This is a genomic window from Acinetobacter terrae (genome assembly GCF_002135195.1).
Classification (GTDB): domain Bacteria; phylum Pseudomonadota; class Gammaproteobacteria; order Pseudomonadales; family Moraxellaceae; genus Acinetobacter; species Acinetobacter terrae.
The window spans coordinates 129,154-142,419 of the sequence record NZ_NEGF01000009.1 but is presented as its reverse complement, the minus strand read 5'-3'; the positions used below and the strand labels follow the sequence as shown (position 1 = coordinate 142,419).

Here is a 13,266-nt window from a genome sequence, read left to right as displayed (position 1 = left end):
CATCAGGGCCACGTTAGGATTCAAATCTATGAAGACGGCTTATGCCACAATTAAAGGTATTGAAGTCATGCGTGCACTACGTAAAGGACAAGCATCGTCATTTTATTATGGTCAGCCTCAGGGTGAAGTGTGTCTAATCAACAGAGTTTTCGGTCTCTAAGCACTTTTTAAAGGGAACATCATCGACTCAAATCTCTATTTGCAACAGTGCCATAAATACTCAATTTATTCATTAAAATTAATTTACAAATAAAAATCTCTGACATCCTGCAGGCAACATCCATTTTCCCTGATTATTATTTTTTACTAAAAGACTAAAGCAAGTTATAGATTTATAGGTAACAGTAAGGGTAGGGCTATTGCAATAAAAATAAGGAGAGAAAAGATGTCTGCTCGATTTTTAATGCCTATTTTACTCCCCATAGTGGGCTCTGCCATGGTATTGGTATTAACAGGATGCGCGTCACCCTCCAAATCTCCCATCACAGACAGCTATGGTCCTCAACCTCATCTTCCTGAGCCCAAATCAAGTTTGCTGCCTACGGTGAATATTGCCCCTGCCAAAGGCTGGCCTGCAGGGACGATGCCAATACCTGCTGTGGGTTTAAAAGTACAAGCATTTGCAAAAGAACTTCAGCATCCGCGCTGGCTGCATGTGCTGCCTAATGGGGACGTGCTGGTGTCCGAAACCGATGCTCCGGCTAAGCCTGATGACGGCAAAGGCATTAAAGGCAAAATCATGAAACTGATGATGAAGAGGGCAGGTTCGTCGCATCCGAGTGCCAACCGCATTAGCTTGCTCCGTGATAGCAATGGTGATGGCGTGGCTGATCAAAAAACCGTATTTCTACAAAATCTAAACTCTCCGTTTGGCATGGCACTGGTCGGTAATATGCTGTATGTAGCCAATACAGACTCCCTCATGCGCTTTCCTTACCAAAAAGGTATAACTCAAATTACAGCAAGTGGCACCAAAGTGTTGGACTTACCGGGTGGCACGCTAAACCATCATTGGACCAAAAATGTCATTGCCAATCCTGCAGACAGCAAGCTCTATATTACTGTGGGTTCAAACAGTAACGTGGCTGAAAATGGGTTCGATAAAGAAGTCGGTCGTGCGCTGATTATGGAGTTTGATATTGCCACTGGTAAAGCACGGCCATTTGCAACAGGATTACGTAACCCGAATGGTATGGCCTGGCAACCTCAGAGTGGCGCGCTTTGGACGGTGGTGAATGAGCGTGATGAAATTGGTAATGACCTAGTGCCCGATTACCTGACCTCAGTCAAAGACGGTGCTTTTTATGGCTGGCCCTATAGTTATTATGGTCAACATGTGGACACCCGGGTGAAACCGCAAAAACCTGAGCTGGTAGCACGTGCGATTAAGCCTGATTATGCATTGGGCAATCATACCGCATCCTTAGGGTTGGCATTTTATACTGCTCAATTAATGCCGCAATATCGCGGTGGTGCGCTGATTGGTCAGCATGGCTCATGGAACCGTAAACCCCATAGTGGTTATAAAGTCATTTTTGTGCCGTTTCAAAATGGCCAACCTTCTGGTCAACCACAAGATGTATTGACTGGCTTTTTAAGCGATCAAGGTGAGGCGTTGGGACGACCTGTCGGTGTAGAAATTGATAGTTCAGGAGCTATTTTGGTCGCTGATGATGTGGGGAATATGATTTGGCGTGTATCTCCAGTGGGTACAAAAAATTATGATCGTTCAATGAATAAAGCAGTAAGTACGGCTTCTGCTAGCCAACAGCCTGTGAGTTCACAACCCACTGCAGAAAAAGCGGCTAGCCCCTAATTGGTTAAACAGTAAATGATAGGTTTTTAATAGCTGAGTCTTTGATGGAAGCCTAGGTCCAAGCAGTATCTTAGTACTTGAAGTTGATTAGGGCGGGTTGAACAAGGATGAAAACAAGAATAGGGAGTCAGGTGTTTTATCCGGGCACTGTTGCAAATAGGGATCTGAGTCGATGATGTTCCCTTTAAAAAAAGCTTAGAGACCGAAAACCCTGTTGATTAGACACACTTCACCCTGAGGCTAGCCATAATAAAATGACGAAGCTTGTCCTTTACGTAGTGCACGCATGACTTCAATACCTTTAATTGTGGCATAAGCCGTCTTCATAGATTTGAATCCTAACGTGGCCCTGATGATCCGCTTTAGCTTGCCATGATCACATTCGATCACGTTATTTTTATACTTAACCTGCCTGTGCTCAAAGTCTGGTGGACATTTTCCTTCCCGTTTTAACCGTGATAAAGCACCTCCATATGTGTGTGCTTTATCCGTGTTGATCACCCGTGGAATTTGCCACTTCTTCACATTATTTAAAATTTTTCCAAGAAAACAATATGCTGATTTGCTGTTACGTCTAGAAGAAAGGTAAAAATCAATGGTATAGCCACGTTGATCGACTGCACGATACAGATAAGACCATCGTCCATTCACTTTTACATAGGTTTCATCAATATGCCACGAGCTCAGATATGTAGGATTACGCCAATACCAGCGTAAACGTTTTTCTATTTCAGGGGCGTAGCGCTGAACCCAACGATAAATAGTAGTGTGATCAACATTCACACCACGTTCGGCAAGCATTTCCTGAAGTTCACGATAGCTAATGCCATATTTACAATACCAGCGCACAGCCCAAAGAATGATTTCACCCTGAAAATGCCGACCATGGAAGGGATTCATATGCTGCACTTTTAGCTAAAAGAGCATTCAGCTTACCATGAGTGGTTATTTGCAACAGTGCCTTTCAAAAAGTAAGAATATTATCCCAATAAGGAGGGCTTCCAATTTCCTTTAATATAAAATCTAAAACGGTTCTCACCTTTTTTGAACGAATTCTGTTTTCAGGAGAGACTAAATGAATCCCAACAGCATAAGGTTCTACTGTGCAAAGCCATTTAGGGAGTAATTTAACCAATTGATTGTTTTTAAAATAATCTTCTTCAAAAATCCATGTAGGGAATAATATAATCCCTCTACCTTCCAATGCCGCTGAAACCAACACTTCAGCATTGTTACTCTTTAAAGGACCTTGGGGTTCTATTTCAATAGGCTTGTCGAGTTCATCTTGGCGAAAGTACCATCTTTGACTCCCCGAAACGCCTTTATAAACAAGGCATTGATGTTTCTGAATATCTTGAGGTGTTTCAGGTGTTCCGTAGCGCTCAAGGTACTCAGGGCTCGCACACAATACGTAGGTCTGATCACAGACTTTTCTTGCGATCAGTGCTGAATCTTGCAGTGATCCAATCCGAATCGCAATATCGACACCTTCTTGGACAGGATCAATAAATGTATCTGTCAGGATTAGTTCCACTGAAAGGTCGGGATAGATATCATGCAATTGATTAACAATGCGCGATATATGTAATCGCCCTAGGGCAACTGCGGTATTAATACGTACCAATCCTCTCACATTTGAATTTTTCCCTGTGGCCTCCTCGTTGGCAAAGTCCAACGTATCGAGTACCTCCTTGATTTGGATATAGTACTTCTCCCCAATTTCAGTCAGCCGAACGGATCGTGTATTACGATAAAAAAGCTGCTTTCCAATGTCTTGTTCAAGTTTAGAAATAAACCGAGATACAGAAGAAGAGGGAACTTGAAAATGTTTGGCTGTCGCAGAAAAGCTGCCAGTAGTCGCGACCATTGCAAAATAACGTAATGCTTTTAACTGCATTTATATTTTTCCCCAAAATATATCGAGTAAGACTATTGTTGCGATTATAGCAATTATGTTTTGAAAAAATGATCAATTGTAGCTTTCTAACAACCCAATATAATTCACATCTCCTCTTACTAAGTAAGTAATGTATGAAACAGTTATGGATTTTACCATTGGTCTTTTTTGCTGGCATGGGGCTATCTATTGAAGCTGGTTTGCTGGGACCACTGGGTGAAGAAATTGGGCATATTTGGGCCACATTAGGCATTTTTGCGTTGGGTTCTATTTTATTAACATTTGGTCTTATTTTTGGTCGTCCACGACTCTCTCTTATGTTCAAACAACCACGCTGGCTACTTGCAGGCGGCCTGTTAGGTCCAATATATGTCGTCTCTTTAACTGTAGCTACGCCCCTCATTGGCGTTGGCTTGACAATGGTAGGTATTTTATTTGGTCAAGTAGCTGCCAGCCTAATTATTGATCATTGGGGCTTATTAGGCAGTAATAAACGAGCTGTAGACAAGTATCGTATCGGGGCGCTCATTGCCATTTTAGCTGCGCTCTGGCTCATTTAATAAGGAAGTTTCCCAATGATTTATATAATGTTACTCGTTGTTATTTTTGGTGGAGCTGTCTTATGTGCCCAGTCATCAATCAATGGTCGTCTAGGTTCAGAAGTAGGAGTGTTAGAAAGTTCTTGGTTAACATTTGTGATGGGCACACTTATTAGCTTCTTAATAGCATTCTTCTTTGAACCACAGTATTCTTTAAATTTATTTACTGCTCCAAGATGGCAGCTAACAGGCGCATTTTTTGGTGTTGCCTATATGTTAATAGTTGTGTTTGCTATGCCTAGACTTGGTGCTGCTGCAACAACTGTTGCTGTAATAAGTGGACAGTTAGTAATGAGTTTATTAATTGATAATTTTGGTTGGTTTAATAATGCTGTTATCACTATGGATGGATCGAGAGTTGCTGCTCTTTTACTATTAGCTATTGCACTATTTTGTATTTATAAAAGCAGTGCTACTGCCATAATTCAATCCAAGCCGAATTAAAAATAAAAAGGATTTTATTTTAAAATAGTTTCTTATTTTCATCTCCATTTCTATTTGGGGCTTACATTTATTGTTTTATCTTTTAAAATCAGTAGCATATTTCTTTGTAAAAAGCCCCTCCCCCCTCGAATGGGCTTTTTCATTGATTTATCACGTTTCACGATTTTCATAAGCTAAACTAAATGTAGTTGTCAATTTCAATTGAGTTATTCACCGGCTTTTAAATAACGGTATACCGCCTGGCGACTAATTCCAAATGCCTGACCTAATGCCATTTTTGAAGGGTACTTTCCATGTCATTAATTCAGTTATTACTGCTCAAATGCACGATCTGCGACACTATATGATCCAAACACTTCCTTTACTGAACGCGTATCTGGTAACACATATACGATTCCATTTGTTCCAGTGAAGGATGGACTTATAACCTGGTCATAAAACTTGACGGGAACGTTAATACACCCGTACGAAATTCGACGTTCCAAAGGGTTTTTGGATTCTAAGCGTTGCAAGCGGCGTTCTTTGGTAGATGACGTAACAACACGATGTAGTGAGATTGCCGCATCATAATCTACCCATAAAATTTCTTTATTATGTATATTTTTACCCAAGGCTGCGACGAATCGACCAGCAGGCGTAGTACGTTGTTCTGGTTTAATGCTCGCTAAGGCCATAGTGCCAATATTAGGGATTGAATTATCGCCCACTGCCAAGCCAAGTAGTGCTGGTGCCGCGCCAGTTAATTGCCCGAGTGCGTCAAACACATAAACCTTGGCTGCCTTTTTATCCACAATTACAAAAGGCATCTGTTGGTTGTCACCTGAATCAATCACCCAATCTGCTAAATATACAGAAGCTTGAGTGGCAGTTTCCTGTTTGAAGTTGGCGCGTTTAGTACTGAGCTTAGGTACTGGTGAGTGAACAGGCGTTGCATGAATCTGGGTTTTATAATAATTCGTGGCGAAGACTGGACTTATAGATCCTACAGATTCCTTAGGCTCGGCAGCCAATGCAAGACTGGTAATAAAGCCAGACAATATAATTCCAAGCCAAAGCCGCTGACTCATCATAATAATTGCCGATTGGGTTAGATTGCTAAATCTAGCCGCTGACCACAGTTTTTCAGTCACGATTACACTTGTGTATCCAAAAAAATTCATTGAATTGCCTTATTACTCAAAAGTAATTCCTGTCGATCGGACTCTATCGACAGGCTTTGTTTGATCCATCGCTACGATCTAATTTAATGCAGCTCAAAAACAACCTAAGATTAAGTTTAAAAATCTCTTAGTTGCGATCCTGCTTAGGTAGGTAAACAGGCGGCACGTAGATTACCGGTGGTTGCTTGATGACTACGGTTTTGGGTGGTACAACCACTGGGGGTACAGACACTTCTACAGGTGGCAATTCCGCTGGTGGTAACACGGTAAGTAATGGAGGTACCACGATGATTGGTGGCAATTTTCCTGGTGGAGTCGGTTGAATTACTGGCGGTACAACCACAGGCGGAGTTACCGGAGGAACAACTACTGGTGGCACAACCACAGGCGGAGTTACCGGAGGAACAACTACTGGTGGTACGACCACGGGTGGATTTACCGGAGGAACAACTACTGGTGGCACACCTCCAGCCGATATTGTTCCAGTGGTTGTGCGTACACCAGTACAACAATCAGCAGCCAAGGCAAAGTCGCCTGCATTTAAACCACTCAGGCTATAGCCATCAAAGGTAATGGTTTTATCTGTTCCTATAGCAGCATTATCAAATGTAGCTGTGCTATTTGGGCCTGCAACTAAGCTTACGCCTGAAGGATTACCGATGAGTCCCGAAAGCGCTGTGGTGGTTGAACCATCAAATGCTTTGTCACCACCGGTTGCATACACCAACATATGTTGTGTCAGTGTGGAGCCTTCAGTTAATGTGAAGTTCGTAGCGTAATCAGTGGGCGCTGTATAGGAGACTGGATTATAATTAATAGTAACGGGGGCAGTTGAACCAGTCACGGCCATCTTTGGGGCAGTTTGCGAAAAAATTACTGTGCCGCCCTCCATACCCGGTTTCTTCGCCCCATAACCCGCGCTAAGCACTAAACCCGAAGGAAGGCCAAGGCTTCGCTCTGGGATGGTTGTACCTCTGGTCAATGTAAGTGCGGCATTGATATTAATGTCTTCGTCTGCGCAGAAGGTGATGTTGCCATCAGTCGTCGTGATCGCTTTGTTCATGTTTATATCACCGCCAGCAGCCAGTAAAATACTGCCCCTGGTTGTGGTAATAGGCGCGTCGACGTTGATGTCGCGTCCACAGCACACTTCAAAGTTACCCTCGGTTGCCGTAACAGCTTTTCTAATGTTGACGTCGCGGTCAGCAAGTAACGTCAGTGTGGTGGGGCTTGAACTGGCTGACCACGTCACTGCTTCGTTAATGTTGATGTCACCATCACCCACTGTTGTAGTATAATAATTTGACACCGGTGGCGTACCAGCTTGGATAGCATCCGAGCCAGGTGAGGTTCTAATAATGACACTATTGGTCACCAGTAAATCTGACAGCTTTGCCCCTGAAATATTAGAAGTATTACTCGTTTTTGGGTCATCGCCAACATTGAAGTCTTGCGGATCGATTAACCAGGTGCCAGTCTGACCTGAAGAGGCCAAGGTGGTAATCTTGGCAGTATCGCTAATGCTCACTTTTGCCGCTGAGGTTTCGATGAAACCCCCAGAACCACTTGTTGGGGCACTTGCATCCATTGTTCCTGCAACGAGCGTACTACCATTTTGCATGCCTGCCAGCAGTTTAATCGTGCCTTTAACATTTTGAATAGTTTGTGCCTGAATCACTCCAGTGTTATTGACTGCATTGGCGAGTAGACTTCCTGCAGTTTGAGTGGTCATTAGCACTTGACCACCATTGGCTTGAATCAGCCCACCATTTTCAACCAGTGCATTGACCACGTCTTGGTTGACCACGATATTCAGCAACTTGTCACCTGCGACATCTAGCGTCATGGCTTTGCCTGCTGCCAGAGCAACTGTGCCAAGTTTCGCTGCAATCACCCCTTGGTTACTCACGTTGGCGCCTAATAATGCGACATAGCCACCATCTGCAGCATGAATAGAACCCTGATTGAGTACCGTTCCTGTTTCTTTGCCAGAAAATTTATAGTTATTTGCCATAAAATCAGCATCGGCGATATTGAGCGTAGACGCCACAAGTCCACCCACATTGACGGATGCCGTCTTGCCAAATAAAACACCATTTGGATTGATCAGGAACACTTTGCCGTTCGCTGACAAATTCCCCATAATATTGGATGCATCTGAACCCAGAACGCGGTTTAATGCGATCGAGCGGCTATTGGGTTGTACAAAGTTAACTGATTCACCGCGATTGATGTTGAAGCTTTGCCAGTTGATCGCCACATTTTGTGAGTTTTGCTGGATAGTCATATTGCCCGGCAAAATGCTAATGTTCGCGTTTCCTGCCGATACCACACCACCTACGGGTTGCGCATACGCTAGAGTGGTACCGCACACCACCAAGAGTGATGCGGCTAAGCTTTTTAATGCAAAATCTATACTGCTATTGCCCATCGTATTACATAACGATGACTTTTTGCCTGCGCTGCGAGCATTCTCGGACACGGCTATAAATGTGCCAGTCCTTAGGTTACAAATCGATCTATATATGCGATTCATGCTGTCATTCCTTTATTCTTTAATTTATGAATTCAATGCTGTTTGCTTTTTTGTTAGCAAAAACTTAGAAGTATTTGACCAGCTGAACCCAGAAACGACCGCTTTTGTCAGGTGCAGATATTGCTTTTTCACTGCCCAATTTGTGCGCGTAAGCAAATTTCATCGCAAAATTATTGTAATCCATCCAGTTTATTCCCACGCCCGCGCCACTCAGCGTTCGGGTGTTATCTTCATTGGTCCAAGCCGCCTTATCAGTGTTTACGCGACCAGTATCAATAAAGCCCACCAATTGCATTTGACCGGGTATTTGCTCAGCAAATTTAGGTAAATCTTTTCTGACTTCCACTGTAAGCACATAGCCTTGATCACCATAGGCTTCACCTTCGGGGTAGGCACGCACTGCATTCATGCCACCCAATCCCATTTTTTCTGAGTTATCAAGATTCTTTGATGCCAACTGGCCATTAAACCCAGCATAGAGGGAGACAGTATTCGTCACGCGTTGTAGACGATTGGCGCTGAGTGCCAATTTATTATAATGGCCATCACTACGCGCAGTGAGTGCATCAACTTCATAGGCAGCAGGTGTTTCGATATTGAGATCACCAAAGGTTGCAGCTAATGAATAGCTGTTTAACCCACCCCCACCCAGATTATCCATATGGTTCCCACGTAATGCAGCAGTGAGTGCATTGACCTTTTTATCGGTCACCATGGATATTGCGTCGATTCGATCCTGTAGTATTTTATTTTCATACAGAAGGTCAGCATACAAATTATTGTTGCGTGAGCGAATCAACGGATAACTGCCATATACGCTGGCAATTTTTGCATCACCATGCGCGTCTAAAACTTTAAACTCTTTGCCAAGTTCGTAGTCTAGCCAGCTATAAGCCACACCAGCGGTGGCTTTAGCAAACTGCATTTGATAGGCTGCTCTGGCATAATTTAAGCCCTTGCCAGAGGTGAGCACACGCAGTGAAGCGACGTCACCATGGCCAGCTAAATTGTTCACGTTCATTGTCGCGCCAATGCGATTTTCACCGGTATAACGATTGCCTGCATTGTCAGCATCAATACTGCCAGTGATACGCGGTGCAGGATTCACATCAACAATTAAATCCGAAGTCCCTGCCGTTGCACCAGGTGCTAATGTTGAACTGACATTTACCCCGGCAATGTCAGAAAGCAGCAGCAAGCGACTTTCAAGTGGTGCATGGGTGATCACATCACCGCTCTTGATGCCCTTAAGCTGACTCGCCACTAAGCCATTGGACAGGTTGGTCTGATTACGCACAATAACTTTGCCATATTGACCTTCGATCACGGCCAGAGTTACTACGCCATTTTCAATGTCTTGAGCAGGTAGATAGGCTTGCGCTACAAAATAACCATTTTTATGGTAGTAGTTGGCAATGCTGGCTGCCATTGCGCGCAGATCTGACAGGGTGAGTTCGCTATTGGGTTTAAACTGGGTGAGTTTTAGCAACTCAGCTTCAGAGTAAGCCTGCATTCCAGTGATTTGAAGGCTTTTAACATTAATTTTGACATTGTCATATTGTGGCGTTGCTGCCGTGTCACTCGGTACAAGGCTAATTATTGGTTGTTGTTTTTGTGGAATAGGCGAAGATGGAATTTGTTGTAATTGGCTACCAGCACTAGGTGGCTGGGCAGCTAAGACACTTTGGCTCAATGCCAGTATTGCGAGCGGCCATACTTTTTGATTTAACATAATTTCCCTGGGTGAATAACCCAAATGGCTAAATTTCTTAAAAAATCTTAAGCTTAAAAGAATTTTAAGCTTAATTAATGAATCCCCTCTTGAATGCTGGGATCGCGTCTGTGCTGTACAGCACATAGCTGGTGCACGGCAAGTGCCTGATTCAAGAAGAGTATTATCTGTAGTGAAGATTTACGGGTAGAAGGGATAAGAATCTTGAGAAATTTTTATGATCTGCGCTTCGTATAATCAGTATTAGGAGACAGTGGCTTAAACAGAATTCGGCTTATCTAGACAATTTTAAAAATTTTTCCACTTAGGGTACTTTGAAAATACATTTCAAAACTCGGACGAATATCTTCACCCTCAACTGTAATATGTTTGACATTGGAATGAGATTGCGTATTCGAAAAATGGTGATCCACTGTCGCTTGAATAGCGTGTTTAATCCCAAACTGATCTTTTACACTGATACTTTGTTTAAGCATGAATATACCTTGAATAATATTATGATTATGATGAAGCTAGGATGTTAAATTAAATGTTTTATATCTATCTAATTTTCTTCAAATAACTTTATGATTTAACTTAAAAAGCTGATGTAAAGAAGTATAAAATGAACGACCATCTAAATTTAAATCAACCTCCACCCCAGACTGAAGCAGAACCCGCTTCCCTACTTCAATTTTTTTAAAACCCTGACGTGTATTTTGCATTTTATTTAAGGGAATTAAAGACACTATAATTTCGGTACCATTTTTAGATTTAGCAATTAAATCATTTATTTTTAACAATTTATATCCTGTTTGTTAATACTTTTTTTCCAATACGGAAAACAACTTTAAAATTAAATTTTGAGCCATAAAAAAGCACATCTAGGTGCTTTTTTAATACTGATTACTACTTATACAGCAATAATATTTACAGCATTCGGGCCTTTTTGACCTTGAGTAACACTGAATTCAACTTGTTGGCCTTCCATTAAGGTTTTAAAACCTGAACTGGCGATTTCGCTAAAGTGAGCAAAAACATCTGGACCTGATTCTGGCTGGATAAAACCGAAACCTTTAGTTTCGTTGAACCACTTTACAGTACCTTTAACAACATTTGAGTTTGACATAATAAATCCTACTGATTTTTAATAATTTTTAGCCATTTTATTGACTGAATATAACTTTGAAAATAATAAAGAATGGAACTTAAAATCTGAAAAAAACGAAGGATTATGACTAAAACTGCGATACTTAAAGAAGATTTACCGAAACAAGACTTTTTTTCTAGTTGAGTTAATCATACATGAATTAAACAAATAATCAAGTTTTCTTATATGTATATTTATTTTTTTTATAAAAGATAGGGATTCATTAAAAAGTTTAGTTATTTCAATAAGATTAACTTTGTATTGTAAATGTAACAAGATAAGGTTACCCTGTTGATCTAGTAATTTTGATAAGTAATGAATGCGTTTATATAGCTCTGTAATAACAATATTGGCCTTTTTAATTTCGGGAATGATCGTTTTTTCCCATATGCAAAGCACGAATCACCCTCCAAATTTGACCACTTTATTTATTGCTCAATAGTTAAGTCCAATAGAAAAAACCGCATAACAGGCGGTTTTTTTGTATTCGTTAGTATGACGAATACAAAAAAAATATCATTTCCTTTAACCTTTATTAAGTTAAATAAAGGGACTTTTTTAGGCAAGTTTTCTTAAATTTTTAGCATAAAAAGACTCTGATTTGATATCAACAGACAAAAAGTTAATATTTTTTCATTCCATAAATACTTTAAATTTATGGTTTTAAGTAAAATTTCTTATCCGAGATTCAAGTTATATAGAGTTTATGGATTACAAATTCCCATTACTGCTTTTAACAGTTTTGTCGATAACATCGATAGAATTTTAATGATGAGAAAACAATTAAATATAGTGAGTAATGTGTCTATAACTTCATCATGTAAAATATTAGTCATGATGATAGAAATAAATAATACAGTAAATAAAAAGTATAAAAATGAATGTTCATTACAGGAAAAGCGTTTTTTCATAAAGAAGTGATGTAGCTAGATAGAACTAGATTATAGAGAGATATGCGTAGCAGTTATATATTGAATAGATAAATCTAAATCAAAATTCTTGTTTCAAAGCAGCGAGGTTACGAAAAAAAGCCAATAAGTTTTTAGACTTATTGGCCTTTTATTTTATTAGTGTCGATTCTGGTTTTTATGATCTGGATGCCCATTGTTCACATTATATTTAAAGGGTGCTTGATGAGCAGGACCTTTTCTAAAATCATGTTTTGGCGGTTGGAGTTTGTTATCAGTATGATGTAGCAGGTGGATGTTGATAATCCTGTAATGGGGCGCGGCCACCGTAATCATTGTGAAAGAGGCTACAACTAGAAAAACAAGTAAATCAGATATAGTTTTTTCATTTGTATTCACCTAAGAAGTGATTTCATAAGGGGGCTTAGGACTAATGTGTGTAAATTAGATAGATAGCCAATGCAGGGTTCAGGTAAACACCACTATATTCACTTATAATGATTATTATCTAGCATAAAATCGCCTCACATATAAAACCTCTTTCATAAATCAAAAAATGATCTTCTTTTGGTTAATATTCGTACCCAAGATTTTATTCGCATTCGTGCATAATCTGCGGATGAAATACATCGATTCAAACAAGCTTTCTGATCCTCAGTTCAAGCGATACACTGGCATCTCATGGTCAACCTTCTATTTAATGGTTGACCAATTGAAGAAACATGTTCCTACTAAAGGCAGACCGCCCAAGTTAAGCCTGGAAGACCAGGTTCTGCTCTGTCTGAGTTATTGGCGGGAATACCGAACCTTATTTCATGTTGCGACGAGTTACGGGGTTTCAGAGCCCACAGCCTCAAGAATTGTCCGTCATGTTGAAGACTGCCTGATTCGGTCCAATCTGTTTAATTTACCGAAGAGTTTACCCGAGGGCGAAGGCATCGACTGCAATGTTGTGATCGTGGATGCCACAGAAATTCCAATCCAAAGACCTAAAAAAACAGAAGAAAAGCGATAGCGGCAAGTGAACCGTACCGGGTTTGTCGGA

12 protein-coding genes and 2 pseudogenes are annotated in these 13,266 nt (G+C 41.0%); 5 read left to right on the top strand and 9 right to left on the bottom strand.

The window, feature by feature from the left end; translation table 11 throughout:
- Together B9T23_RS11225 and B9T23_RS11220 are read left to right on the top strand one after the other, a co-directional pair.
- A pseudogene (locus tag B9T23_RS11225) lies at positions 1 to 160 on the top strand (IS6 family transposase); the annotation flags it as partial.
- A 243-nt stretch (positions 161 to 403) separates the two neighbouring features.
- Entirely contained in the window at positions 404 to 1,816 is a 1,413-nt protein-coding gene (locus tag B9T23_RS11220) for a PQQ-dependent sugar dehydrogenase (protein ID WP_407640427.1), read from the top strand.
- Between the two features lie 240 nt (positions 1,817 to 2,056).
- On the opposite strand, the gene B9T23_RS11215 is transcribed toward B9T23_RS11220, so the two are convergent.
- The gene (locus B9T23_RS11215) at positions 2,057 to 2,716 is read right to left on the bottom strand and encodes an IS6 family transposase (protein WP_067723226.1); all 660 of its coding nucleotides are present in this window, start codon (positions 2,714 to 2,716) and stop codon (positions 2,057 to 2,059) included.
- Between the two features lie 64 nt (positions 2,717 to 2,780).
- Positions 2,781 to 3,713 (bottom strand): LysR family transcriptional regulator, encoded by a 933-nt coding sequence (locus tag B9T23_RS11210; protein ID WP_067723224.1) that lies wholly within the window; start codon positions 3,711 to 3,713, stop codon positions 2,781 to 2,783.
- A gap of 134 nt (positions 3,714 to 3,847) precedes the next feature.
- On the opposite strand from B9T23_RS11210, the gene B9T23_RS11205 reads away from it, so the two are divergent.
- Positions 3,848 to 4,273 carry a DMT family transporter gene (locus B9T23_RS11205; protein WP_067723222.1) on the top strand — a complete coding sequence of 142 codons (426 nt, stop codon included), beginning with the start codon at positions 3,848 to 3,850 and terminating at the stop codon, positions 4,271 to 4,273.
- A 27-nt stretch (positions 4,274 to 4,300) separates the two neighbouring features.
- A complete protein-coding gene (locus B9T23_RS11200) occupies positions 4,301 to 4,756 on the top strand; it encodes a DMT family transporter (protein WP_407640424.1) in 456 nt (151 codons plus the stop codon).
- Positions 4,757 to 4,962: 206 nt separating this feature from the next.
- Here B9T23_RS11200 and B9T23_RS16885 read toward each other — a convergent pair.
- From B9T23_RS16885 to B9T23_RS11165, 7 genes and pseudogenes are all read right to left on the bottom strand, one after another.
- Positions 4,963 to 5,049: pseudogene (locus B9T23_RS16885) on the bottom strand (recombinase family protein); the annotation flags it as partial.
- An 18-nt stretch (positions 5,050 to 5,067) separates the two neighbouring features.
- Complete coding sequence (locus B9T23_RS11190) at positions 5,068 to 5,916, bottom strand: hypothetical protein (RefSeq protein WP_086194138.1); 849 nt, start codon at positions 5,914 to 5,916, stop codon at positions 5,068 to 5,070.
- A gap of 127 nt (positions 5,917 to 6,043) precedes the next feature.
- On the bottom strand, positions 6,044 to 8,452 hold the full coding sequence (locus B9T23_RS11185) for a two-partner secretion domain-containing protein (protein ID WP_067723218.1): 2,409 nt from the start codon (positions 8,450 to 8,452) through the stop codon (positions 6,044 to 6,046).
- A 64-nt stretch (positions 8,453 to 8,516) separates the two neighbouring features.
- Positions 8,517 to 10,184, bottom strand: coding sequence for a ShlB/FhaC/HecB family hemolysin secretion/activation protein (locus tag B9T23_RS11180; RefSeq protein ID WP_067723216.1), 1,668 nt, complete (start codon positions 10,182 to 10,184; stop codon positions 8,517 to 8,519).
- Positions 10,185 to 10,462: 278 nt separating this feature from the next.
- Entirely contained in the window at positions 10,463 to 10,660 is a 198-nt protein-coding gene (locus tag B9T23_RS11175; protein WP_067723214.1) for a hypothetical protein, read from the bottom strand.
- A gap of 78 nt (positions 10,661 to 10,738) precedes the next feature.
- Complete coding sequence (locus B9T23_RS11170; protein ID WP_067723212.1) at positions 10,739 to 10,966, bottom strand: hypothetical protein; 228 nt, start codon at positions 10,964 to 10,966, stop codon at positions 10,739 to 10,741.
- A 110-nt stretch (positions 10,967 to 11,076) separates the two neighbouring features.
- Positions 11,077 to 11,292 (bottom strand): cold-shock protein, encoded by a 216-nt coding sequence (locus B9T23_RS11165; protein WP_067723209.1) that lies wholly within the window; start codon positions 11,290 to 11,292, stop codon positions 11,077 to 11,079.
- A gap of 1,533 nt (positions 11,293 to 12,825) precedes the next feature.
- Between B9T23_RS11165 and B9T23_RS11150 the strand changes: the two genes are divergently transcribed.
- Positions 12,826 to 13,236 (top strand): transposase family protein, encoded by a 411-nt coding sequence (locus B9T23_RS11150; protein WP_171263089.1) that lies wholly within the window; start codon positions 12,826 to 12,828, stop codon positions 13,234 to 13,236.
- The last annotated feature ends 30 nt before the right edge of the window (positions 13,237 to 13,266 follow it).

Excerpts from the sequence above, each read along its gene's own strand:
- B9T23_RS11165 (WP_067723209.1), bottom strand. The coding sequence starts at position 11,292 with ATGTCAAACTCAAATGTTGTTAAAGGTACTGTAAAGTGGTTCAACGAA.
- B9T23_RS11190 (WP_086194138.1), bottom strand. The coding sequence starts at position 5,916 with ATGAATTTTTTTGGATACACAAGTGTAATCGTGACTGAAAAACTGTGG.
- B9T23_RS11180 (WP_067723216.1), bottom strand. The coding sequence starts at position 10,184 with ATGTTAAATCAAAAAGTATGGCCGCTCGCAATACTGGCATTGAGCCAA.
- B9T23_RS11220 (WP_407640427.1), top strand. The coding sequence starts at position 404 with ATGCCTATTTTACTCCCCATAGTGGGCTCTGCCATGGTATTGGTATTA.
- B9T23_RS11185 (WP_067723218.1), bottom strand. The coding sequence starts at position 8,452 with ATGAATCGCATATATAGATCGATTTGTAACCTAAGGACTGGCACATTT.
- B9T23_RS11215 (WP_067723226.1), bottom strand. The coding sequence starts at position 2,716 with ATGAATCCCTTCCATGGTCGGCATTTTCAGGGTGAAATCATTCTTTGG.
- B9T23_RS11200 (WP_407640424.1), top strand. The coding sequence starts at position 4,301 with ATGTTACTCGTTGTTATTTTTGGTGGAGCTGTCTTATGTGCCCAGTCA.
- B9T23_RS11210 (WP_067723224.1), bottom strand. The coding sequence starts at position 3,713 with ATGCAGTTAAAAGCATTACGTTATTTTGCAATGGTCGCGACTACTGGC.
- B9T23_RS11205 (WP_067723222.1), top strand. The coding sequence starts at position 3,848 with ATGAAACAGTTATGGATTTTACCATTGGTCTTTTTTGCTGGCATGGGG.
- B9T23_RS11175 (WP_067723214.1), bottom strand. The coding sequence starts at position 10,660 with ATGCTTAAACAAAGTATCAGTGTAAAAGATCAGTTTGGGATTAAACAC.